This is a genomic window from Verrucomicrobiia bacterium, from assembly GCA_019634635.1.
GTDB lineage: Bacteria > Verrucomicrobiota > Verrucomicrobiia > Limisphaerales > UBA9464 > UBA9464.
In genome coordinates this window covers 156215-179995 of record JAHCBB010000009.1, presented here as the reverse complement: position 1 = coordinate 179995, position 23781 = coordinate 156215, and the positions used below count along the sequence as shown (strand labels likewise).

The window sequence follows — 23781 nt, the reverse complement described above, 5'->3', positions numbered from 1 at the left end:
CCCCTTCGGATCAATCCCGCGGTGGGACCAGGTCCAGGCGCTCGAGGGCTGTGGCCAGAATCCGGCAGACGCCCCGGGCAGCAACCGGAGTCAGGTGCAGGCCATCGGTATAGCTCAGCCGAAGGCCCTCCTGCTGGCTCAGCCGGAGGAGGTCCACCAGCGGCAGTCCCAGGTCGGCGGCGATGCGGTCCGCTTCATTGGGAGCCTCCGGCACCGCCGGATCCGCCCGACCCGCGGGCACACGGATCAGGACCACCCGAATGCCGGACGCTCCCAATTCACCAATCCATCGCCGGATGCGGGGCTGCCATTCGGGGTCCATGGCCTCCGCCTCCCGGGCGGCCTCGTCGGGCGGGACCCTCCTGGGAACCGGATCACCACCCCCACCCCCTTCACCTCTCCGCTCCTTGAGCCAGCCGTAGAGCACGGTGGAGGGCCGGGCCTCAGCCCGGGTCACCGGCACCCACCGGCTCAACGTCAATCCGAAGCCGCTCGCCAGATCCAGCAATTGCCGGTCGTTCGGACCCGGACGCTTTCCGAGCAGATGCACCTCCAGGAGCACCAGCCGCGTTCCTTGAGGACGCTGACTCACCAGCCGGAGTCCGGTTTCCGGGCTGGCGCCGTCGAGTCCCAGATTCGCGAGGCCCGCCAGCGGTGTCCCGTCGAAGTACGAGGGCAAGAGGCGTCCGGAAATCGAGGTCCCGACCAGGGCTGCCGGCGCCGGCGGACCGAGCAGCCATTGTTCGACTCTCAGGCGGTTGGCCTCGTAGTTGGTCTCCGCCAGTTCGGGCCGGGGCAGCCAGTGCAGCGCAGCCGCCCATGCCCCGGTCAGCAGCGCCGTCATCGCCATGATCCGCACCGACTGGCGCAGGGTGTTTTCGGGAACCGCCATCAGAACTGGAAGTAAATGAACGTTCCCGGAGGACCCGAGTTGGTCACGATGAGAAACATCATCACCGAATACCCTGCCCACGAGACCCGCTCCCGCCGCGCCAAGGTCCAGCGGGCGCGAACCCGCGCCAGCGCACCCCACAGTTCCCAAAGAACGACCGGTGCCGAGAACACGGCGATCACGTACAGGGCCTGGATCTGCGGCGCCCCGCCGTTATGGACCACGCTCCGAACGTATTCGATGACGTGACGGAATTCCGGGAGCTTGAAGAGCAGCCAGAGCGCCGACACTGCGGAGAAGGTGATCCCCGCTCTGACGACGCCTCCAGGCGTCCATCCGTCGGGCACCGGTTCGCGATGCCGGTTGAACATCAGTCGTTCTCCAGCCAGCAGGAGCCCGTGGGCCGAGCCCCAAATGGCGTAGCTCCATGCCGCGCCGTGCCACAGCCCCCCGAGGAACATCACGATGAACAGATTCCGGTAAGTCACCACTGTCCCGCTTCGGTTGCCCCCGAGGGGGATGTAGAGGTACTCCCGGAGCCAGGAGGACAGCGTGATGTGCCAGCGCCGCCAGAACTCCGTGATGCTCCGGCTGAGGTACGGATGGTTGAAATTTACGGGCAGTTCGTAGCCGAACAACCGCCCCAACCCGATGGCGATGATCGAATAGCCCGCAAAGTCCGCCAGGATCTGAAAGGAGAACGCGTACAGCAGAGCGATCAGGTTGATCCTCGGCAGCATCAGGAATTCCGGGTACCGGAGGCCCTCGGTCACCTCCTTCAGATTGTCCGCCACCACCATCTTGAGGAAAAATCCCAGGATCAGCGTCCGCACCGCGGCGTCCCATTGCACGTCGCGAAGCCGTTTGGGTCGGATTTGGTGGAAGAACTCGCCGGCTTTGACGATGGGCCCGGCCACGAGCTGCGGGAAGAATGCCTTGAAAAAGGTGACCTTCACATAGTGCAGGCCCACCTCGCGTCCGGTGACCGGAGGAGGCAGCCCGGCAATCCCCCGGGCCCCGGCATGCCAAGTGTCCACAATCAGGCTGATCCCCTGAAAGGTGAAGAACGAGATGCCCACGGGGAGCGGGATGTCCTGCAGCCACGGTCCCCAGCGGATCCACAACGCCTCCGGCAGGAGCACGCGGCCCAGCAACGCCGCATACTTGAAGAAGGCCAGCACCCCGACGTTGTAAACCAGGGCTCCCGCCAGAACCGTTCGCCGCCGCAGCGGGGCCCGCCCGGCGGCAATCAACTCCTGGGAGGCCACCGCATTCACCAGGGCGGACAGCGCCAGCAGAGGCACCAGCGAGGGGTTCGCCCAGCCATAGAAGACGAAGCTGGCCAGGGTCAGCACCCCGACCTGCCACCCCTGCCGCCGGCCCCAGTAATGGAGCATCAGGACCACCGGCAGGAAGACCGCAAACGACCAACTGACGAACAGCATGAGGCGCGAACCCGCGGCCGGTAGAAGACGGGACCGTCGGGGTGCGGACAAGCGATTTGCCGTTCAGGTCGCTCCCGGCCGCCGCGCCCCGCACCCGAACGCGCCACCCCTAGACACTCCGGAGTTGAGTCAACGGCCCACATCGGGAGACTCCCGCGAACGCCGGCCCCGGCGTTTCCCTATGTGCGGCCTCTGCGGGATCTGGAATTTCGAGCCGGCCCGGACCGTGGATCCGGAGCTGCTCTCCCGAATGACCCGACGCCTTCGCCACCGGGGTCCGGACGAGGAGGGCCTGCACCTCGATGGACCCATCGGACTCGGCTTCCGCCGGTTGAGCATCCTCGACCTCGCCTCGAGCCATCAGCCGATGTCCACGCCCGACGGCTCGCTTTGGATCGTCTTCAACGGGGAGATCTACAACTTCCGGGACTTGCGGCCGGTGCTGGAGCGGGAACGTCCGTTCCACACCTCCGGCGACACCGAGGTCCTGTTGAATGGATTTGCCGTCCACGGTCCCGGAATTGTGGACCGTTTGCGCGGGATGTTCGCCTTCGCGGTCTGGGATGCGGTCGCCCGCGAAATGACCCTCGCGGTGGACGGCTTCGGGAAGAAGCCGCTGTACTACGCCCTGGACGCCCGCCGCCTCGTCTTCGGCTCCGAGCTCAAGGTCTTCCTCGAGCTGCCGGACCTGCCCCTGGAGCCGGACCCCGAGGCCATTGATGAGTACCTTGCCAACGGGTTTATCGCGGCCCCGCGGACCATCTATCGCAACGTCCGCAAGATGCCTCCGGGCACGCTGTTGACCGTGCGCTCCGGAGGCGCTGTTCGCCAGCACACCTATTGGACTCCCACGTTGCGCCCGCCGGACGCCTGGCGTCGGGATCCGGCCTCCGACCTCGCTGCCGAACTTCGCGGGCATCTGGAGACCGCCGTCCGGCTGCGGATGATCAGCGATGTCCCCCTGGGGGCGTTTCTCAGCGGCGGCCTCGACAGCAGCGCCGTGGTCGCGCTGATGAGCCGGGAGACCTCGCAGCGCCTGCGCACCTTCTCGATCGGCTTCTCCGACGACCCCGACGACGAGAGCCCGTATTCGGCCCTGGTCGCCCGCCATCTCGGCACCGACCACACCCATGAGGTCGTCTCGGCGGCGCAACTGGCCGGGGCCGCTCCCGATCTCGTCCGCCATTTCGACGAGCCGTTCGCCGATGATTCCATGGTGCCGTCCTGGTTTGTCTGCCGGCTGGCCCGGCGGGAGGTGACCGTCGCGCTCAGCGGCGATGGGGGGGACGAAGTTTTCGGAGGGTACACCTGGTATCGCCGCGCCTGGCGCCAGCACTGCCTCCAATCGTGGATTCCCAAGCCCCTGCGGCCGGCAGCGGCCCTTCTTGCCCCGGTGCTTCCGGCAAAGCTCGGGGATTATCTGCGGCGCCTCCCCTCCGGACCCCTCTCCTGGCGGATCGAACCGCCATTTTTCGACCGCGAGGCCCGGTCCAGGCTTTACCACCCCGAGATGCGCACTTCCCTCGGCGCATCCAATCCCGACCGGGAACGCGAGGTCGTCGCGTCGAACCCCGCGCTGCCATTGCTCTCGCGCCTGCAGACCCTCGACCTCGCCGGATACCTGCCCGCGGACATCCTGGTGAAAGTGGACCGCGTTTCGATGCGCGAGTCCCTGGAGGTCCGGAGCCCGCTCCTCGATGCCAGGGTCTTTGAGTTCATGGCCACCGTTCCGGCACCGCTGAAACTGGGTCGTCGCGGCTCCAAATGGCTGCTGCAGCAGGCCGTCCGGGATCTCCTGCCTCCCGCGATCCTTGCCCGGCGCAAGCGGGGATTCGACGTCCCGCTCGCCACCTGGTTTCAGGGTCCCCTGCGTCCGCTGCTGGAAGAACTGCGCCGGGCACCGACCCTGGGACTCCATGCGTGGCTGGATCCCGGAGCCGTTCGCGCTGCCTTGACCCTGCCCGAGATGCCAAGTCCCCGTTTGTCCAGGCAGGCCTGGGCGTTGCTCTGCCTGGAGCTCTGGACCCGTCACGCGTCCGCTTCTCCCGGTCCATGAATCCGCTGCGCCTGCTGGTCTGTATTGACAGTCTTGCCGCCGGAGGAGCTCAACGTCAGACGGTCCAGCTGCTCACACGGCTTGACCGCTCCCGTTTCGAGCCCCGGGTGGTCTCGCTGCACGGCTCGCGGATGTCCCTGAGCCGCCACTTCGTTCCGGACCTCGAGGCCGCCGGCCTGCCCGTCCGGGAACTGGATCGCCGGTGGCATTGGTCGGAGCTTCCCGGGTCGCTTCGGGACCTCCAAAACGCCCGCCGCGCCTTCCGTCCGCACCTGATCCATTCCATCAGCCACCACTGCAATCACCTCACTCGTGCCCTCCGGCTGCTGCCGGGACCCCCCTTCCGTCTCTTGACCGCCATCCGCACCGAATACAACCGCCGGCAGCTCCGCAACGAACGACTGGAGCAGTGGCTTTCCGATCGGGTGGTGTGCAACAGCCCGGCCATGGAAGTCCGCCTCCGGGAACAGGCCCGAATTTCTTCCGCCCGGCTGCGCTACATCCCCAACGGCCTGGATGTCTCCCAGTTTGCCACTTCCCCGGATCCCGGGCTCCGGGAGCGTCTCTCGCCCGGGCGACGACGGGTCGGTCTCATGATGGCCCGGATCACCGAACAGAAGGCCCCGCACCTGCTTTCCGAAGCCTTGGGATCTCTCCGGCTTCAGGGCCGGCTTCCGTCGGATGTGGTCTTCTGGATCGTTGGAGAGTCGGACAGCACCGCCGCGATGGAACGATTGACCGCTTCGATTCGTCGGCATGATCTGCAGCGTCAGGTCCTCGTTCTCCCTTCGAGCTCGGGTCCGGCTGCCTTCTACCACGCCACGGACTTCACGGTGTTGACGTCCCTTTGGGAAGGGACCCCCAATGTGGTTCTGGAGTCCCTGGCTGCCGGCCGCCCCGCGCTCGTTTCCGAGGCCGCCAACGCCTGCGGGCTGATCCGAGCGGGTACCGACGGGTGGGTGGTGCCGACCGCCGATGGCGACGCTCTGGCCGATGCGTTGGCGTCCATTCTCTCCCTCGACGACCGCGCCCTTGAGCATTTCGGTCCTGCCTGCCGCCTCCGGGCCTCGATGTTTGACCTCCCCGCGATGGTTTCGCGCTATGCCGCCCTCTACGAGGAGCTGGTCCCCGGTCCCTGTTAGAGCAACCGCTGCTGCCGTTCCTCGATGGCGACTTCAGGCCCAAGCCCGCTGGCCCGGGCCCGGCGGCGCTCCAGGAGGTGCTTTTCCATCGAGCTGGCGTAGGGCACCGGGTAATCGCCGTTGTAGCACGCCAGACAAAAATGCTCCTTCGGATGCCCGGTCGCCGCGACCATGCCATCCTCGGTGAGGTACCCCAGGGAATCCGCGTGGAGAAACTCCCGGATCCCTTCGCGGGTATGCGTTGCGGCCATCAGCTTGTCCCGGTCCGGAAAATCAATGCCGTAGACGCACGGATTGACGTGCGGGGGGCAGCTCACCAGGAAGTGAACCTCCGTGGCCCCCGCCTCCTTCATGCTGATCACCCGGGCCTTGCTCGTGGTTCCCCGGACGATGGAGTCGTCCACGATGATCACCCGCTTGCCGCGCACCAGATCGGCGATCAGGTTCAACTTCACCCGGACCGCGAAGTCCCGCACGAACTGTGATGGCTGGAGGAAGCTCCGACCGACGTAGTGATTCCGGACGAACGCCATTTCGAACGGGATGCCGCTTTCGAGCGAGTACCCGAGTGCCGCACACACGCCGCTGTCCGGGACGGGAACGACGATATCGGCCTCGATCCGGTTCTCGCGGGCCAGCTGCCGGCCCATTTCCACACGGGCTCGATACACATTCCTTCCGTCAATCGACGAATCCGGCCTGGCGAAATACACGTACTCGAAGATGCACAAGGCCCTCCGCTTCTGCTCGGGAAAGGCCTGCACGGAGCGAAGACCGGTTCGGTCAATGATCACGATCTCGCCGGGTTCAACGTCCCGGATGAACTGGGCTTTGGTCAGGTCAAAGGCACACGTCTCGCTGGCGAGAACGTAGGCCCCTGTTTCCGTCCGGCCGATGCTCAGCGGCCGAAAGCCGTGCGGATCGCGAACCCCGATGAGCTCCGTCTCGGTCAGAAGCACCAGCGAGTAGGCTCCCTGGATCCGGTGCATCGCCTCGATCAGGGCGCTTTCGTGGCCTCCCGCCCGTTCCGGCTGGGCGAGCAAGTGGAGGATGATCTCCGAATCCACCGAGGTCTGGAAGATCGAGCCCCGGGTCTCCAACTCGTCCCTCAATTCCAGCGCGTTGGTCAGGTTGCCGTTGTGGGCGATGGCGATCTTGCCCTTGACGCAGTCCACCGTCAGGGGTTGGGCATTCCGCAGGTTCGACGAGCCCGCGGTCGAGTACCGGGTATGGCCAATCGCCGCGTCGCCGCGAAGCGTTTTGAGCAGAGGCATGTCGAAAATCGCCGGCACGAGGCCCATGCCCCGGTGGACGTTGAAGTCCTCGCCGTCAAACGACACAATTCCCGCCGATTCCTGACCCCGATGCTGAAGGGCGTACAACCCGTAGTAACTCACCACTGCGGCTTCAGGATGGCCAAAAACTCCAAAAACCCCGCAGTAGTGTTTTGGCCTGAGATCCACGTGACGGGGCCAAAGATGGAGGGTCGCCGACCGAACAAAAGGAAATTTGCGGGCCCCAACGCGCCCCGGGTCCAAACCGGAGGCCGACAGTGTGCGGATGTCCTGCCAATAACCCTAGCCGCTCTCCAGATTTGGGGATATCCCGGGCCTTGAAACCAAGATCTTCCCAGCGGAGACGTCCTGACAAGGGCCTGCCATCAGCGGGACGACCGACTTGTTCCATTTGTTCACACCCCCTACTAATAGCTTCCTCTTTCCCTGAAACATACAATACTTGGGCACAACATGAAGTTCGCGATCGCCAAGGAGCAGCTCTTGACCGGCCTCCAGGCTGTCCAAAACATCGTCGGCTCCCGAACAACACTGCCCATCCTTTCCAACGTGCTCCTCTCTGCCGCCAGCGGCAGACTGGAGCTGATCGCCACGGACTTGGACGTGACGATCAGTTGCAGCGTGGATGCTCAAATTGTGGAACCCGGTCGCTCAACGGTGCCGGTCAAGAAGCTCCTCGGCATTTCCCGCGAATTGGCGGCTCCAGAAATTGACATCTCCGTTGACGATAAAGCTGTGATGACGCTTCAGGCTGGCGGCTCGTTTTATCGCATTAACGGGCTCAGCGCGGATGACTTCCCTCCCCTGCCAACGTTCAGCCAGTCGAAGGCGGTCTCCCTGGCCCAGGACCAGTTGAAGGCCATGCTTCGGAAGACGTCTTTCGCGGCGTCCACCGACGAGGCCCGCTACGTGTTGAACGGGATCTTCTTCAGCTTCCGAGAACACAAGGTCACGTTGGTCGCAACCGATGGGCGCAGGCTGGCTTTGGCCGACGAAGAGGCGGACGTCCCGCAGGATGCCCATGCTGAGTTCATCGTGCCGAACAAGGCGATCAACGAGGTCAACCGCCTTTTGGGGACCCATGGAGCGGTGGAAATACGGTTCTCGGAGAATCAGGTGGCATTTCGGAAGGCCGGGGAAGGTGAATTGGAAGTGCTGATTGTCTCGAAGCTGGTGGATGGCAATTACCCCAACTATCGCCAGGTCATACCGCCAGAGCCCCACGAAAGGATTCCGCTGCCCCGCGAGGAGTTTCTTGGGGCGCTGCGCCGGGCCGAGCTCATGACGAGCGAGAAGAGCAACTCGGTCAAACTGACCTTCAGCCGGAATCAACTGGCGATCACGGCCAACACCCCGGAAATCGGCGAGGCCCGGGAGACACTGGCCATCAAATACCAGGGCAAGGATATTGCCATCGCATTCAACCCTGCGTACCTGCTGGATCCGCTGAAGGCCCTTGATGAGGAAGAAGTTGCCTTCGAGCTGATTGACGATCTCAGCCCCGGGGTACTGAAGACAGCCCGGCCTTTTCTGTACGTCATCATGCCGATGCGAATGAGCTAGGAGGCCGCCCGGACGGGCGAATCGGTCGGTCGGGTCCGCTGGGGTTGTGGGAAACCAAGCTTTTGACCTTGCGGGGGGGATGCACCGGTCCTGACGATGGACTCCGGATGACCACCGCAGATGCTGGAGCGGATACCGGGGCTCGGGGACCCGAGGCGGCCCCGCTTCCCTGGCGGTCGCTGGTTCCCGGCGCCTTGATTGCGGCGTGGTGGGTCCGGGATCTGTCCTACCAGTGGCGATCGCTGGTGGAGTATCAGTACGGGTGGATCGTGCTTTTGTTGACAGGGTTTCTCGTATGGGAACGCATGCCTGGACGGCCAAAGGACGATCAGCCTGTCAGTCTGGGCGTCGGCCTGCTGGTCGCAGCGCTGGGGGCGCCGTTGGTCGCCTTGGGTGAGTTGTACCGGATAGGCGTAGCCAGAACACCAGCGTCTTCGATGGCGTTGAGCCTGGGCTGCGCGCTCTTTCTCGTGGCCAATGTGTTGGTGTGTGCCGGACCAAGAACCCTGCGCCATTTCCTGTTTCCGCTGGGGTTTTTCTTCCTGGCGGTGCCGATCCCCAAGATTGTCTGGAACCCCGTTGTGTTTGGTCTGCAGTCATTGATCACCTGGCTCAATGTCGAGACCCTGAATCTGCTGGGCATTCCCGCGGAGCGGACCGGCCACGTGATCCAGCTCCCGGGATGCAGGGTGGGTGTGGATGAGGCGTGCAGCGGCATCCGAAGTCTGCAGTCGAGCCTCATGGCGGCATTGTTTGTCGGCGACCTCGTGCTGAAGCGGCCGGTATGGAAGGTGGTGTTCCTGGTGGCCGGAGTCGTCCTGGCGATGGTGGGAAACTTTCTGCGCTCACTGTACTTGTCGCTGACCGCCAACCGGCTCGGACCCGAGGGCCTCAAAGCGATCCATGACACCGCGGGCTGGAGCGTGCTGGTGTTCACCGCGGTGGGGGTGGTTGCCCTGGCCTGGTGGTTCACGCGCACGGAGGAAGGAAGCGAGGAAGAGGACGCTGGGGGCGAGAGCAGACCGGGGTGACCATGGAGGCAGGCCATCAGAGCTGGTGGGTTGCACATACGCGGGCCCGTTGCGAGAAAAAGGTCGCCGGATGGTGCGAACGGGAAGGGTGGAACCATGAGCTGCCGCTGTTGCGGAGCCGGAAAAGGTATCGAGGAAAGCAGGTCGAGTTCCTGAAACCCTTGTTCCCTGGATATGTGTTCGTCCGGATGGGCCCCCAGGCAGCGAACCGGCTGCGGTCGCAGGCTGCGGTCGCAAACCTGCTGGCACCACCCGATCAGGTGGAGTTTGAGATCCAGCTCTCAGAGATTTGCCGGGCGACGGACGGTGGGCTGGCGATTCGCGCGGTTCCGGAGGTGCTGGCGGGGCGACGGGTTCGGATCCGTACGGGACCGTTGGAAGATCTGGAGGGTCTGGTGATCGAGAGCGGTGGGTCACGCGAAGTGATCCTTCGACTGGACTTCATTGGCCAGGCCGCCGCAATCCACGTGGCTTTCGAAGACCTCGAAGTCGTCTGAGACGAGGCATCCTCAGGGACGGCGGTCGCGTCCACACCAGAGGAAGGCGTTGGGTCGCAGGTAACCGTCGGCGACGGCAAAACGGTCGAAGGACGCCAGGAGGTCGGCCAGCGGGTGCACCACAGCGTCGGGACCGCGCAGCCCCCCCAGGAGGCGGTAAATGAACGAGACCCCGTTCCTGAACTCCAGTTCGTCAAACCGGCGGCGGAGCGCCGCGAGGATTTGATCGCCGGAGGAAGCGTTGTCGTTGGGAGATTGACCCCGTTCGTGGGGGTCGCGTTCTGTCAGGTATTCCGTCCTGATCTCCCCGGTGTACTGGCGCCAGGCCGCCGGGTCGCGGAGGGTGGGGGCGAGGGAGGGCTCGTACCAGTGGCCGGTGGCGGCCAGCAGGCCCCGGATCAGGGCCACCACGGCGGCGTCCTCCTGCCGCCACTGTTCGTGACAGGGCTCCAGGCAGAGCAGGAGACCGCCCGGGACGAGACGGTCAGCGGCCCGTTGGAGGACCGCGTCGGGATCGGGAAAGTGGTGGATGACACCAGTGAATGTAATGGCGTCGAACTGTCCTTCAGCCTCCTCCAGCGATCGCACTTCGTAGTCCAACGATCCAAAGTCGGGATCCCTGGGCGAGGAGGCGAGTGCGGCCCGGGCGGCCTCGATCGCCTTGGAGGCGATGTCAATGCCGGTGACCCGGTAGCCGGCCCGGGCGAGTTCGAGCGAGTAGTAGCCCGGGCCACATCCCACATCGAGGATGGACAAGCCGTGCCGGCCGTGCCGGCGGAGAAACTCCAGAAGCACCTGGACATGCTCCCCCAGGTAGAGGCGGGCGAAATGCGGATCGCGCCAGAAGCTCTTGTAGAAGTACTCGCATTTGGCCGCGCGACGGAGGTCGGGAATGAAGCCCGCGTCGCGGCGTTCCGAGATCCGCTGGTCGAAGGCCGCAGCCTCGGCGTCGAGCGAGGGGTCGGAAGGCGGTTGGCGGGAACCGAAGGCCGGCATGGATGCAGGATGAGGGGGCAAGGCCCGGGTCGGAAGGGGCAATTTGACGGAAGCCTCCGCAGATGCCGGGTGGACCCTGAAGCGCCCACGGGATCACCGTGGGGCGCTTGAGGATCCGGGGTTGTGGAGATTGAGACCGCGCTCACATCGAATCCGGCCGGAGCGAATCGTATCGTCAAGCCGCGCGAGACTTTCCTGAAGATGGGAGCGGGGGGCCGCCGGATGATCGAGGTGATACACGATGGCCCGGCCGTAGACGAACTTGCGGCGCCGGCCGAGATGATAGAGACGGGTCCCAAGATCAGAATCCTCCCCGACACCCCATCCGGTGTAGGCCTCGTCGAAGCCGTTCACGGCAATCAGGTCATCCCTCCAGGCCGCGAGATTGCAACCGATGATGCCGCGCTGGGCGGTGTCGCGGCGCACAATAGCCCATGGGAACCGGAAGGCCTTGGGCACGCCGGTGAGACGTCCGAGGAGCGCCCAAAGGAGAAGAGGTGTGCGGGCGGGATCGAAGCCCGGGACCCAGCGTTCCCGGATGAAGCAGCGGCGTCCCTGGACCCAAAACCCCCGCTCCGCCAGCGCCCGATGATCCTCAACGAACCTGGGGTGAGGGACACAGTCGCCGTCCGTAAATACCAGGTAGTTTCCGGACGCGTCCCAGACGGCCTGGTTGAGGAGAATCGTCTTGCGGAACCCGTCGTCAGGCTGCCAGAGGTGGCGCAAGGGGAATCCCGTCTGCGACCTCCAGGTCGCAATGCAGTCCCGCGTCGGCGGTCCGGACCCATCGTCGGCGACCAGCACTTCGCCGGGTGGGACCGATTGAGAGGCCAGGGCCGCAATGACCCGAGTCAGGGTGTCCGGGCGATTGTAGGTGCTGACGACGATGGAGACGTTGGGGGACGACATCGGGATCAGCGGGAACCGCCGGAAGGGGGCACTGGGGTCCGGCTGGCGTGCAGGTGCTCGTAAAGGCGGGTGTGGCGGAAGAGCGTGGAATAGGCGGTGGAGAAGGCGATGAAGAATCCGGGATAGCCATCGAGGAATCCGGCGCGAATGACGTACGCCCGGAAAAATCTCCAGAGGGAGCGAGTGATGACTGGCGGAGCCGACCACCGATCACCGCGATCGAGCTGCTGTCGCAGGTGAATGTCCGAGAAGTAGGCGATCTTGGAGAGGTAACTTGAGATCGTCGGGTTGCTGTAGTGCAGCAGGTCACCGCGAAGACGGCCGGTGGTTCCATGGACGATCAGGCGATCGTGCGGATCCTCCCCTCCCCACCGCGCTGCGCCGGCGCGCCAGAGGCGGGTTTGACGGTCGGGATACCAGTCGCCGTGCCGGATCCAACGACCGCAGAACGCGGTCAACCTGGGAAAGGAGTACGCGGGGTGCGGCACCTGCAGTCCCGGGCACCCCAAAAGATTTCGGAGCTCCTTTTGCAGGTTTTCGCTGATCACTTCGTCGGCATCGAGTCCAAGAATCCAGGGCATCGAGGCCTTGCTGGCGGCGGCATTCTTCTGGGCGATGTGCCCCTTCCAGGGCTCCCGGTGGATCCTGGCGCCATGCTGCCGGCAGATCGCCTCGGTCCCATCCCGCACGTCATCATTCAGGACCACGATGATTTCAGAGGCCAGCGGTTCCACGCTGGCCAAGGCGCGGCCGATGCGGGCCTCCTCGGCTCCGGAAATCATGCACACGGCCAGCGGCAATCGGTCCATGGGCGGGTTCGCGTCGTCAGGCGAGGGCGGGCTTCAAGGACTCGAGGAACCGGAGGATCCGGGCGGCCTGGGCGTCCCAGGAGTATTCCCTGAGGATATGGGCGCGGATCGCCTGGCCGCGCAGCCGCAGGGCCTCGCGATCCATGGCGGCGATCCGGGTGAGCTGGGTGCGCAGGCTGGTGTTGAAGTCCTGGGGATCCAGGTAGAAGGCGCGGTCGCCGAGCACGCGATCCACGCCGCCCGTGGCGGTGGTGAGAATGGCGCGTCCGGTCATCGCATACTCGAAGATCTTGGAGGGAAAACTGTTTTCCAGACCCCAAATGTTGAGCCGTGGGTTGATCAGCACATCCACCTTTTGCGCCCAACCCAGGCAGTCGGATTGGCGGGGCAGCAGACCGTCGAAGACGAAGGAGGTCTGGCGATCCGCCAGAGCCTTGAGCTCTCCGGACAGGGCACCAAAGCCGCAGGCGAAGAGCCGCCCGGGAACCGCGGCGTCGAGGAATCCCCCGACCATTGGCACCACGCTGGCATGCGCGGCCAGCGCCCCGAAGTAGCCGAAGTCAATCGGACCGGTCCGTGGCGCTTCAATCGGGGGTTCGTAGGAGAAATTGAAGGCCGAGGGCATCCACAGCCACGGGATGCCCAGCGGTGTGAAGAATTTCTCGGTCCCGATGCCAAAGGAAATGCAGCCATCGTACCAGGCGATCGCGACCGAGTCCGGGACCTGCATGGGCTTGAATCGGTGGCGAAACCTGCGGAAGGGGGGCATGGCCTGGCCGAGGAGGGCGGAATCGGCGAAGACCAGCACGATCCGGGGGCGGGGCTCGCGGGAGCGCAGCCAGCGGACGAAGCGGTTGAAGACCGGGTTGAGGTTGCGGACGAGGACGATGTCCGGCGGACCCGAGCGGGAGACCGTCTGGCGATAGTCGTGCTGCAATTGACGCCAGGAACGCCATCGGTGCCACAGTTCCGGGGGCCGGTTCCAAAGCACCAGTTCGGACTCCAAACCGAAGGAGCTGTCCCGGGGTTCCAGGGCGCCAAACACTTCGCTCCCGAGCAGGGTGACATTGCGCAGTTCGGCGTGTCGGGAAAGAGCCTCGGCCATGCGCGTCTCGGTGGCGTGACCGGCGGGATTCACCGCGGGAAAACGACCGATCACCCCGGGGGGGAAGGCGTTGGTGAGGTTCAGGATTCGGAGACGCCGATCGCTCATGAGGCGTCGTCCACGCTATGGGCAGCGGTCCGGGCAGGCAAGGACCGGGACATCGGGCGGAAGCCACGCGAGCGGGTTTGGGGGCGGCAAGCCTGAGGGAACGAAGGCGTGGAATCGGTTGAACCACCGGCGGCGGAGATGGTAGGACGCCCGTACGGGTGAGTGTCGCCACATTCTTCGAACGTACACGCGGTGCGCGCAAGATCCTGATCGTGGACCTCGGGTTTCTTGGGGATTCGGTGCACCTGATCCCGGCCTGCTGGGATCTCAAGCGGCAGTATCCGGATGCGGAATTGCACACCCTGTCGGCGACGGTCGGCGCCGAAGTGTTGAAGCTGGCACCGTGCGTGGATCGGGCTTGGGCCTATCCGTTGGGAAATCCAAGCCCGCCTTGGTGGCGCCACCTCGACATCCTGGGGGCCATCCGCAGGGAACGCTTCGATGTGGCGATCAGTTTCAGCGGCGGGGATCGTCCGGTCCTCGTCACGGCCCTGTCGGCGGCCCGGCACCGACTGGCGCATGACAACGGACGCCGGCATTTCTACAACCGCTGGATCGTTCCGGACTGGGTGCCGCGGCGGGATCGTCGGGATCCGGTGTTCGAGCAGCGCCGGCAGGTGCTGGCCGCCGCGGGGATGGCTCTGGGGCCGGTGCGGTTTGATCTGGACCTCCCCTGGGAGGTGCGTGACTGGGCCCGGGACCAGATGGCCGGGGGAGCGATTCATGTCTCGCCCAATGCCAGCCACGTGCTCAAGGAATGGCCGATGGAGAGCTGGCGGCGGCTGATCCCGGTGCTGACGCGCGCCACGGGTCGCCCCGTGGTGGTCACCGGAGACGGATCGGAGCGGGAGCAACGACGGCTGAAGCGCCTCGAAGGGGCCGTCGGCGGGGCGACGCTGCGGGTGATTCAGGAGAGGCTGAGCCTGGCCCGGCTGGCGGCGTTGCTCGAACAGTCGGCATTGCATGTGGGGGCGGATTCCGGAGTGACCCACCTGGCATTCGCCCTCGGCCGGCCCACGGTGACCGTGTACCGCGAATACGACGGTCGTCTGGAATGGACACCCCCGGGCCCACGGCATCGGCAGTGTATTGTGGAATGCGCATGCATTGGTGGGCAGCCGAAGGGGTGTTTGAGCGCGGAAGTGGCCGCCTGCCTGGGTGGCATTCAACCGGAGGCCATGCTGGAGCACTGCGTTCGGGCACTCGAAGGCGGGTGATTGGGGCGGGTGGGAATCGTCCGTGGACAGGCGGATCCCGGGATTTCACGATGGGTGCGTGACGGCCTACGGGGAGCTGCTCGATGCGGTGATCGCGCATCTGGAGGCGCTGAAGGAGGGAGGGGAGCGGTTTGTCCCGGTCAACGCCGGGGCATTGGCAGCCTTGATGACTCCCCGCCCAGCCGGGGCGGCGCTTCGGGCCGGAGGAAACAGGGACCGGACCGTTCGGCAGGAAGCTGCGCTTGGATCGCGAGGTCGCGTGGTGGGTTCGGAGGTCCAAACGGGTTCCCGGACGACACCAGTGGCTGAGGTCCGTCCGCTTCCGTCCGGGGTGGGTGCCCGCTGGCAGCGAGCCTTGCCGGGAGGGGCCGGCAGGGAGGGGGTCCAACGGGGGTTGCCGCCAGCTCTGGATCCAGCCGGCCGCGAGAGGGCGATGACCGATCTGCGGCAAAGGGCCGCAACGTGCACCCGGTGCGCCCAGCTGGCGGCCGCCCGAACTTCGGTGGTGGTGGGCGTGGGCGATGTGAACGCGCGCCTGATGTTCGTGGGGGAGGCGCCCGGTGCGGAGGAGGACCGCCAGGGCGAGCCGTTTGTGGGGGCGGCCGGGGAATTGTTGACGCGAATGATCAAGGCCATGGACCTCAGCCGGGAACGCGTCTTCATCGCCAACATTCTCAAGTGCCGTCCGGACACCCCCAGTCAGGCGTCTGGAAATCGCAAGCCGACCGCCGAGGAGATGGCCACCTGTCTGCCGTGGCTCGAGGAACAGATCGAGATCATTCAACCCGCGGTCATGGTCGCGCTGGGAGCAACCGCGGTTGAAGGGTTGCTCGGAAACCAATCAGGAATCACGCGTCTCCGCGGGCGCTGGCAACGCTATCGGGGAATCCCCGTGATGCCGACGTTTCATCCGGCGTATCTGCTGCGGAAGGAGTCTGCGGGTGAAAAGCGCAAGGTCTGGGAGGACATGCTGGCCGTGATGGAACGGCTGGGCCTGCCGATCAGTGCACGGCAGCGGGGATTCTTTCTGCCGAAGCCCGGGGGAGGGTCGGCTCAGGCCTGAGCCTTCCGCCGCCGCTTTGGGGCGGCTGACGGTAGTTGGTCCAGAGCGGAGGCCAGCGCGACGTCGCGTTCGGTCAGGCCGCCCGCATCGTGGGTGGTCAGGTCCAGGATGACCCGGTTCCATCGGATGGTGATGTCCGGATGGTGGCCGGCGGCCTCCGCGACGGCGCCCACGGCATTGACGAACGCGAGGGAACCGGGGAAGTCGGCAAACGTCCACGTGCGGCTCAGGACCTGTCCGCGCCGGGTCCAGTTGGGGATGGTCCGGGCGGCGGCGCGAAGCTGGGAAGGGGTCAGACGTTTCATGAAGGATTGAATGGGCTTGATGGGACCTAATGGGAGGGTCGGACGAGCTCAATGCGCTTGAGGTCGGCGACCCCGAGATCCAGCAATTCGGCATTGGCGAACAGTTCCGTGCGGATGCGGTTTTCGGGAATCTGTGCGTCCGGTGAACCGCCGCGCGCCCGTTCGATGTCGGCAATCGCCAGGACGTCGAGAGCCACCGGGTCGCGGCTGAATCGAAGCTCATTCAGCGCGATGGCCTGGTGCAGCCGGGTGGTGTCCTCCCCCCGATACTGGCAGATCAGCGCATCGGTGACGCCAAACAACACCTTGGGCAGCACATCATCCAGAGCGCAGATTTCGGGGACGGTTTCCGCCAGGAGACCCGGGTTGTTCACGAACCGCAGCGTGTTGTCCACGCTGGCATACGCGAGGCCCAACAACTGGCCGTTGACCCCGGCGACGTTGTGGTTGAGGACCGGGGAGACCGGGACGATGTGGTTGAGCTCCTGGGAGAGCAGGCGTGAGACGAACGACCGGCGTCCGGCTCCCGGGTCCTCCTTGTTTGGGAACTCAAGGTCCCCCGCGACCAGGCGGCCCAGGACGGGTTTTTCGTAGGCTTTGAATGGGTCCGGATCCCAACCGGCATCCTCGGCGGCAATGCAGCGCACCCCGAGCTCGTCCGCCAGCCGGTACCACCCTGCCCGGCGCAAATCGGAGGGGCGCTTGTCCCAAATGGCAATCCGGCTGGAGGGATGTCCGGAGGCTTGAAGGGATTCAACAAGAGCCCGGACCACGGCGAGGCGGGTGCCGGCGACCTCGCCGGGCGCCGAGGTGACCTTGAATCCGATGGAGTCCCCGGGCGGGAGCAGGGAACGCCAGGCCTCGGAGGCGGAAGGCCGGCCGGCGAGGGCGGCGACCCCACGGTCCACCAGGTGTCGGACGACCTCGGGATTCGGAATAAACAGGGCGGTGGCTGATGAATCCTGGACCGCGAAAACGGTGGCGCGGGGTGGCGCCCCGGTCCGGAACGATTCGGCATTCGATCCCGGATCGGAGGCCATGAGCCGGACCAGCCCGACGGCGAGTCCGGCGAAGCATCTGAAGGGCAGGCCCATGTCTTGCGGCGACAATGGACGGGCGGGTGGGGGCGCGCAAAGGCGGAGAGGGGCCACGTCAGCCTCGGGCTGCGTCTTGACGCCTTGGGGCTTCCGCCCTAACCACGCTGGTGTGCGGTGGGATGCAAGGTGCGGGGCGTTGTTGTTGGGCCTCATTCTGGCCAGTGCGGGCTGTTCGCCGCGCGGGGCGGATGCCCTGCGCCGCGGCGACGAGTTGATGGCGGCTGGACGCGTCTCGGAAGCGATTCCCGTTCTCGAACGGGCCGTGGCGGACCTTCCCGGCAATGCGGCGGCGTGGAATCAGCTGGGCATTGCCTACCATGCGGTCGGGCGTCGCGGCGAGGCCCAAAAGGCCTATCTGCGGGCATTGAAGGATGATCGGGACTTCTTTGACGCCCACTACAATCTTGGGGCCCTGGAGTTCGAGCTCGGACGCTGGCGCGAGGCGGAGCGCTCCCTGCGAACTTATCTGGGTGTCGAGTCGAGCCGAACCAATGCGATCGCCTGGCAGATGCTCGGGGATTCGCTGCTGGCGTCGGGTGATTTTGAGGCGGCGGACCGGGCCCTGATGACGGCAGCCCGGCTCATGGTCAGCAACGCCCCGGTCTACAACAGCCTGGGCCTCGCCGCGGTGTCGCGGCGGCGGTTCAAGGATGCGCAGGCCTATTTTCAAGAAGCCTTGCGCCTGAACCCGCGGGATGCGGTCGCCCAGTTGAATTTGGCGATCGTCACCCAGCAACTCGGGGATCGTCAGGGGGCCGTGGAACAGTACCGATCCTACCTGGCGATGAATCCGGGTGCGTCGGACACTGCCGGCGTTGTCGAGCTTGTCCGGCAACTGGAAGCGCAGTTGGCGCCCCCACCGGGGTTGGCCACCAACCGGATCCGAACAACAAATGTGGTGGAGGCACCGGCCCGAGCGGCGCCGCCGACCAATGCACCGGCGTCGGAGCCCACGCGAATCGTCCGCGTGACCAATCCGCCGTCCCCACCGGTGGTCGTCGCAGTGACGAATCCGCCAGCGAGGCCGGCGTTGGCGGAGGCGGCGCCCACCAACGCGCCCCTGGTGCGGATCGCCCCCGCCGTACCTCCAAGGCTGGAGGTTCCCATGGAGACCGTGCCCGTAACCGAGGCTCCGGTGCTGCGTCCGGCCCGGGACGCTGCGCCTCCGGAGTCGGCCAAGGCCAGCCCGGCCCGTCAGGCGCCCGCATCCGCACCGGCCGAAGAGGGAAGTCGGCCGCCGCCGGTCCCAAATCCCGGTGAGGTGACAGCGCCAGCTCGGGGAGCCGGGAGCGGCGCCACGCTGGCGACGACCGGTCCGGCGACTGGCGAGGATAAGACGTTCTGGCAGAAGGTAAGTCCGGCGAACTGGGGAAATCCGGTTCGGTGGTTTCGAGACGATGAGGACGCCAACGCCACAAACCGGGCGCCGGCACGAACGGCCCAGCGTCCGTCATCGCCGGCGACCAACCGGTTGGCCCGTGCATCCGCCCCAAGCCCGGCCCAGAATCCGACGGTGCGGCCGTCACCGCCGCCGGTGTCGAACCCCGCACCGCCGCCTGCCAAACCAGTGATCCCTCGCTACGCTCGAAGGGGGCTTCCTTCAGCCGCACCTGGAAACCGCGCGGCTGCCGAGGTCCACGCCCGCGAGGCGGAGACGCAGGCCGATCAAACGGCCGCCCTGGCCGCCTGGCAGCGCACCATCCGGGCGGATCCGTCGTGGACCGCGGCCTGGATGCAGCTGGGGCTCCTGGGATTGGAGACCGGCAATGCGGGGATCGCGTTGGAGGCTGGGGAGGCGGCGACCGCTTTGGACCCCGCGTCAGCGCCAGCCCACCAGTTGTTCGCGGCGTCCCTGGCCCGATCCGGGTATCCCAAGGACGCCGCGGACCAGTTGGAACGGGCTGCGGCGCTGGCCCCCGGCAATGCGCAGCTTCACCTGGCCCTGGCCGGGTTGTATGCCCGCGAGCTCGGAGATCCCGAGGCCGCCAAACCGCACTATGAACGGGTGCTGACACTCGATCCGAGGCACCCGCAGGCCTCAGCCATCCGGCTCTGGCTTGCCAACAACCCGTGAGCCGTCCGTCCCGGATGGGGGCGCGGGTGAGCGGATGGGAGGAATTGTAAAGTGCCGGTAAATCGTGGGGGCGTTTCGGATCCGGTCGTTGTAGGCTGTCCGGACTCTTCACGGGATGAGCGCCGATGAGAACCAGGCAACCCGGGTGCTTGTGATTGATGACGACCGGAAATTGTGCCGGCTGATTGGAGACTACCTGGCGCCGTTGGGATACCAGGTGGAGGCGGTGCATACGGGTCCCGAGGGGGTGGCCCGGGCGGTTTCCGGGACCTGGCATGCGGTGATCCTCGATCTCATGCTGCCGGGTCTGGATGGCTTTGAAGTGCTCAAGCAGATCCGGAAGGCGGGAGACGTTCCGGTGTTGATGCTGACGGCCCGCGGCGACGAGGCGGACCGGATCGTGGGTCTGGAGATCGGGGCGGACGACTATCTGCCCAAGACATTTTCCACCCGTGAACTCCTGGCCCGCCTGAGGGCGGTGACCCGGCGGAGCGCCAGGGCGGGTTCCGGCGCGGCCTCTCTGCCGGAGGAGATCGTGGTCGGATCCCTGCGCGTCACGCCGGAGACCCGGACGGTCGTGCTGGGCGACCGGCCCCTGGATCTCACGCCGGTGGAATTCGATCTCCTGACGCTGCTCGCGCGGTCGAAGGGGAGGGTTCGCACCCGGGAATCCCTGCTGGAGGAGGCCAGAGATCGGGACTTCGACGTCTTCGACCGGTCCATAGACGTCCACATCTCGGCATTACGGCGAAAACTGGGTGATGACCCCAGAAACCCGCGGTTCATCAGGACCTACCGGGGTGCGGGCTACATGTTGATCAACCCCGACGCCTCATGAGGTGGCACATCCCGTTGTCGGTGCGGTTTGTCGGCTGGTTTCTGTTGAACCTCGTGATGCTGGCGGTCGTGTTTGGCGTGGTGATCCGGTCGGAGCTCCGGCCGGACGCCCTGCTCGGGCTCCTGGCCGGGGATCGCGTCCAGAAGGTCGCAGATGTGCTGGCGGGTGAGCTGGCCAGTCGTCCTGCTGCCGAATGGGGAACGACCCTGGAGCGTGTATCCGGGACCTATGGGGTGCGCTTTGCCCTGGTGGATGAACGGGGACAAACCGTGGCGGGACCGACGCTGGAGTTCCCGGAAAGCCTTCGCGAACGGTTGCGCGGCTTTCGGGGCGGCGGGCGTCGTGGGATGCCGCCGGCCCCGCCAGGGCTGGTGGAAGGCGGTCCACCGAGAAGGCTGGTTCCGGGCCTCGGAAGGGAATTCTTGAGAACAGAGAACCCGACCCGGTACTGGGTTGTGCTTCCGGCGGTGATTGGACGTCCGGATCCAGGGCCCGTACGCCCGTACCGGCTGGTCATTGAGTCAAGGACCCTTGGTGGAGGAGGTCTGTTTCTGGATTTCCGGCCGTGGTGGCTCGCGGGTGGGGCGATCCTGGTGCTGTCGGTGCTCTGGTGGTTGCCGTTCGTCGGCAGCATCACCCGATCGCTGGGTCAGATGACCACCGCGACCGAAGCGATTGCCGAAGGGCGGTTCAACGTGGCGCTCAATGACCGGCGCGGTGATGAACTGGGACGCCTTGGCGGGGCCATCAATGCAATGTCCGGCCGTCTCGAGGGATTTGTGACCGGGCACAAGCGCTTTCTCGGAGACATTGCCCACGAGCTGTGCTCGCCGCTGGCGCGGATGGAGATGGCACTTGGAGTGCTTGATCACCAGGCCACGGGAACGGCACGCGATTATGTGGGCGACCTGCGGGAGGATGTCCGCCTGATGTCGGGTCTGGTGAACGAGCTGCTGTCGTTCTCGAAGGCCGGGCTGCAGAGCCCGGACCGGGCCCTGGCGCGTGTGGTGCTTGATGGGCTGATTGTGCGAGTGGTCGCCCGGGAGGCCCCCAACGATGGCCGGGTGAGTGTCCGTGTGCCGCCGGGTGTGGCGGTGGAGGGAGATGAGGAACTCCTGGCCCGGGCGGTGGGGAACCTTCTGCGAAATGCCGTGCGGTATTCGGGAGACCGCGTACCGATCACGATTGAGGCGGAGGAGGACGGGGAATTCGTAGCCCTGGCGGTCCGCGACGAAGGGCCGGGAGTCCCGCCGGCGTCGCTGGGGCGACTTGGGGAGCCGTTCTACCGGCCGGACCCGTCGCGCGCCCGGGAGAGCGGCGGTGCCGGGCTGGGCCTCGCCATCGTCCGGACCTGCGTCGAAGCCTGCCGCGGACGGGTGAGTTACCGGAACCGGGAGCCGTCCGGCTTCGAGGCGGTTCTCCGCCTGCGGCGCGCGGCCTGATCAGCGCAGGCTCTCGATTTCCAGATTCGCACTCCGCAGGCGAGTGGCGAGGACGGCGGCAAGGTTCGCGTAGATCTTCGTCTGGAGGTGACCGAGTCCGGTGGAGTCCAGTCGGTCGAAGTCGCCAAATTCAAGCCGGAGGGCGTCAATCGGGGTCAAGCAGCGCACGGTGGCGGAGCGCGGCTCGCGATCCACGAGCGCCAGTTCCCCAAAGCTCATTCCGGGGCCAAGCCGGCTGATGAGCTGCTCGGGCCCGTCCGGGGATTGGAGAAACACTCCGACTTCTCCCCGAACCAGGAAGTAAAGGGAGTCCGCCGGGGAACCGGCGGTGATGGCATCATGGCCCGTGGGAAGGTTCACCGGGACCAGCAGGCCGGCCAGATCCGAAAGCTCGCCCGGCGACAAGCCGCGGCACAATTCCTGTTGCTCCAATGGGGCGTCCGAGGGGTCCGCCTCGGTCGGTCCCGCGTGCCGGAGAACCTCGCCCTCACAATGCTCCAACGCGTCGTCAAGGCCGGCGTACGAACACAGGGAACGCCATCCGTCCTCCTGGATCTGGGAGACCACGTACTCGCGGAAGACCGTTTTGTCGGCCACCCCCGCAAGATGCATGCGGACCCGGAGGCGTGAAAGTTGCTCCCTCAAGTCCAGCAGCAGCCGGCAGGCGGCGCGATCGAGGTCCACAGCATGGGTCATGTCCACGATGACATGGTGAACGCCTTCGATGTTTTCCAGAACGGTGCGGATGACCGGCTCGAGGGTCGAAAGGATGAGGCGACCGCGGAGCTGATAGATCCGGACGGCCCGGCCATGGCGCCGGAGGACGTCCAACTCGCCCTGCGAACGCCTGCGTTTGCTGCGGATCTCGGCGATCGTATGCATGCCACGCAGCGCGGAGGTGACGATCCGGGGGGTGTTGAACAGGTGCAGACCGAAGTCGGTGGACAGATCACTGCAGACCCGGATGCCGCGGACGCTGTTGCCCTTGGCGTCCAGGGGGGGTGAGAAAACGCCGATGCCGAACTGGCCCGGAAGCACGGCCAGAATGCCGCCGGCAACCCCGCTTTTCGCGGGCATGCCGACGTTGTAAATCCATTCCCCGGCGTAGTCGTACATCCCACAGGAGCTCATGATGCTGAGCACGCGTCCGGTGTTTTGCGGCTCCAGAACGCGGCGTCCTGTGACCGGATTGACCCCCCCGCTGGCCAGACAGGCGGCCATGATGGCGAGGTCGCGGCACGTGATGGAGATCGAGCACTGCCGAAAATACAGGTCGAGCGGCGCCTCGGGATCGCCCTCAAGAATTCCGAAATTCCTCAGGAGATGGGCGATGGCACGATTTCGGTGGCCGGTGTCACGTTCAGATACGTAAACATTCTCATCCAGGGACAGCGGGCGTCCGCAGAAGGCGGAGAACGTATCCAGAATCTGGCGCCATCGGGCGTCCAGATCATCCCCGGGCACGAGGCTGGTGGTGGCAATGGCACCTGCATTGATCATGGGATTCAATGGACGCCCGGTGGCTTGATCCAGGCTGATGGAGTTGAAGGCCTCGCCCGAAGGCTCAACGCCGACCTTGTTCAGGGTGCGCTTGAGTCCATTGGTCTCCAACGCGAGTCCGTACACGATGGGTTTGGAAATGGACTGGATCGTGAACGGGACGTGTGCGTCGCCCACCGAATAGACACGACCATCCACGGTGGCGACCGCAATGCCGAACCACGATGGACGCGCTCGGCCGAGCTCCGGGATGTACGTGGCAACCTGGCCGTCCTCGAGACGCGAAAACTTGTCGTAGAGACGCTGCAGGTACAGTTCCAAGGGGGAGACAAATCCGGAGGAAGGGTTTTTCGCGTGCATGCTCCAATTGAGGAGAAGCCTTTCCGTTGGCGGACCG

20 protein-coding genes are annotated in these 23781 nt (G+C 65.7%); 10 read left to right on the top strand and 10 right to left on the bottom strand.

Annotation, left to right across the window (positions count from 1 at the left end; genetic code table 11):
- Nucleotides 1–10: 10 nt before the first annotated feature.
- Nucleotides 11–892 (bottom strand): hypothetical protein, encoded by an 882-nt coding sequence (locus tag KF791_08740; GenBank protein ID MBX3732667.1) that lies wholly within the window; start codon nucleotides 890–892, stop codon nucleotides 11–13.
- Nucleotides 892–2337, bottom strand: a complete 1446-nt coding sequence (locus tag KF791_08735; GenBank protein ID MBX3732666.1) for an MBOAT family protein — start codon at nucleotides 2335–2337, stop codon at nucleotides 892–894. Before KF791_08735 ends, KF791_08740 begins: the two co-directional genes overlap by 1 nt.
- Before the next feature lie 181 nt (nucleotides 2338–2518).
- On the opposite strand from KF791_08735, the gene asnB reads away from it, so the two are divergent.
- Nucleotides 2519–4393, top strand: a complete 1875-nt coding sequence (asnB, locus tag KF791_08730; protein MBX3732665.1) for an asparagine synthase (glutamine-hydrolyzing) — start codon at nucleotides 2519–2521, stop codon at nucleotides 4391–4393.
- Nucleotides 4390–5535, top strand: a complete 1146-nt coding sequence (locus tag KF791_08725; GenBank protein MBX3732664.1) for a glycosyltransferase family 4 protein — start codon at nucleotides 4390–4392, stop codon at nucleotides 5533–5535. The genes asnB and KF791_08725 overlap by 4 nt, the downstream gene beginning before the upstream one ends.
- Here the strand turns inward: KF791_08725 and KF791_08720 are convergent.
- Nucleotides 5532–6998, bottom strand: a complete 1467-nt coding sequence (locus KF791_08720) for an amidophosphoribosyltransferase (protein MBX3732663.1) — start codon at nucleotides 6996–6998, stop codon at nucleotides 5532–5534. The two genes, KF791_08725 and KF791_08720, sit on opposite strands and share 4 nt — an antisense overlap.
- Before the next feature lie 285 nt (nucleotides 6999–7283).
- Between KF791_08720 and dnaN the strand changes: the two genes are divergently transcribed.
- The 3 genes from dnaN to KF791_08705 all read left to right on the top strand — a co-directional run bounded on the left by dnaN (nucleotide 7284) and on the right by KF791_08705 (nucleotide 9921).
- Nucleotides 7284–8393, top strand: coding sequence for a DNA polymerase III subunit beta (gene dnaN, locus KF791_08715; protein MBX3732662.1), 1110 nt, complete (start codon nucleotides 7284–7286; stop codon nucleotides 8391–8393).
- Between the two features lie 107 nt (nucleotides 8394–8500).
- A complete protein-coding gene (locus KF791_08710; GenBank protein ID MBX3732661.1) occupies nucleotides 8501–9424 on the top strand; it encodes an exosortase/archaeosortase family protein in 924 nt (307 codons plus the stop codon).
- A gap of 2 nt (nucleotides 9425–9426) precedes the next feature.
- Nucleotides 9427–9921 (top strand): hypothetical protein, encoded by a 495-nt coding sequence (locus tag KF791_08705; GenBank protein MBX3732660.1) that lies wholly within the window; start codon nucleotides 9427–9429, stop codon nucleotides 9919–9921.
- A gap of 12 nt (nucleotides 9922–9933) precedes the next feature.
- On the opposite strand, the gene KF791_08700 is transcribed toward KF791_08705, so the two are convergent.
- The 4 genes from KF791_08700 to KF791_08685 all read right to left on the bottom strand — a co-directional run bounded on the left by KF791_08700 (nucleotide 9934) and on the right by KF791_08685 (nucleotide 13848).
- Nucleotides 9934–10917 carry a methyltransferase domain-containing protein gene (locus tag KF791_08700; GenBank protein MBX3732659.1) on the bottom strand — a complete coding sequence of 328 codons (984 nt, stop codon included), beginning with the start codon at nucleotides 10915–10917 and terminating at the stop codon, nucleotides 9934–9936.
- Between the two features lie 93 nt (nucleotides 10918–11010).
- On the bottom strand, nucleotides 11011–11826 hold the full coding sequence (locus KF791_08695; protein ID MBX3732658.1) for a glycosyltransferase family 2 protein: 816 nt from the start codon (nucleotides 11824–11826) through the stop codon (nucleotides 11011–11013).
- A gap of 5 nt (nucleotides 11827–11831) precedes the next feature.
- Nucleotides 11832–12635 carry a glycosyltransferase family 2 protein gene (locus KF791_08690; GenBank protein ID MBX3732657.1) on the bottom strand — a complete coding sequence of 268 codons (804 nt, stop codon included), beginning with the start codon at nucleotides 12633–12635 and terminating at the stop codon, nucleotides 11832–11834.
- 16 nt (nucleotides 12636–12651) lie between these two features.
- The gene (locus KF791_08685) at nucleotides 12652–13848 is read right to left on the bottom strand and encodes a hypothetical protein (protein ID MBX3732656.1); all 1197 of its coding nucleotides are present in this window, start codon (nucleotides 13846–13848) and stop codon (nucleotides 12652–12654) included.
- 158 nt (nucleotides 13849–14006) lie between these two features.
- Here KF791_08685 and KF791_08680 point away from each other — a divergent pair, with 158 nt between their 5' ends.
- On the top strand, nucleotides 14007–15065 hold the full coding sequence (locus KF791_08680) for a glycosyltransferase family 9 protein (protein ID MBX3732655.1): 1059 nt from the start codon (nucleotides 14007–14009) through the stop codon (nucleotides 15063–15065).
- A gap of 166 nt (nucleotides 15066–15231) precedes the next feature.
- Nucleotides 15232–16128: a uracil-DNA glycosylase gene (locus KF791_08675; protein ID MBX3732654.1), complete on the top strand. Its 897-nt coding sequence runs from the start codon at nucleotides 15232–15234 to the stop codon at nucleotides 16126–16128.
- On the opposite strand, the gene KF791_08670 is transcribed toward KF791_08675, so the two are convergent.
- A complete protein-coding gene (locus tag KF791_08670; protein MBX3732653.1) occupies nucleotides 16119–16433 on the bottom strand; it encodes a 4a-hydroxytetrahydrobiopterin dehydratase in 315 nt (104 codons plus the stop codon). The two genes, KF791_08675 and KF791_08670, sit on opposite strands and share 10 nt — an antisense overlap.
- Before the next feature lie 26 nt (nucleotides 16434–16459).
- Nucleotides 16460–17527 (bottom strand): hypothetical protein, encoded by a 1068-nt coding sequence (locus tag KF791_08665; protein MBX3732652.1) that lies wholly within the window; start codon nucleotides 17525–17527, stop codon nucleotides 16460–16462.
- Between the two features lie 139 nt (nucleotides 17528–17666).
- On the opposite strand from KF791_08665, the gene KF791_08660 reads away from it, so the two are divergent.
- The 3 genes from KF791_08660 to KF791_08650 all read left to right on the top strand — a co-directional run bounded on the left by KF791_08660 (nucleotide 17667) and on the right by KF791_08650 (nucleotide 21884).
- Entirely contained in the window at nucleotides 17667–19604 is a 1938-nt protein-coding gene (locus KF791_08660) for a tetratricopeptide repeat protein (GenBank protein ID MBX3732651.1), read from the top strand.
- A 115-nt stretch (nucleotides 19605–19719) separates the two neighbouring features.
- Nucleotides 19720–20442, top strand: a complete 723-nt coding sequence (locus KF791_08655; protein MBX3732650.1) for a response regulator transcription factor — start codon at nucleotides 19720–19722, stop codon at nucleotides 20440–20442.
- Entirely contained in the window at nucleotides 20439–21884 is a 1446-nt protein-coding gene (locus KF791_08650) for a HAMP domain-containing histidine kinase (protein ID MBX3732649.1), read from the top strand. The genes KF791_08655 and KF791_08650 overlap by 4 nt, the downstream gene beginning before the upstream one ends.
- On the opposite strand, the gene glsA is transcribed toward KF791_08650, so the two are convergent.
- Nucleotides 21885–23744: a glutaminase A gene (gene glsA / locus KF791_08645; protein MBX3732648.1), complete on the bottom strand. Its 1860-nt coding sequence runs from the start codon at nucleotides 23742–23744 to the stop codon at nucleotides 21885–21887.
- Nucleotides 23745–23781: the final 37 nt, after the last annotated feature.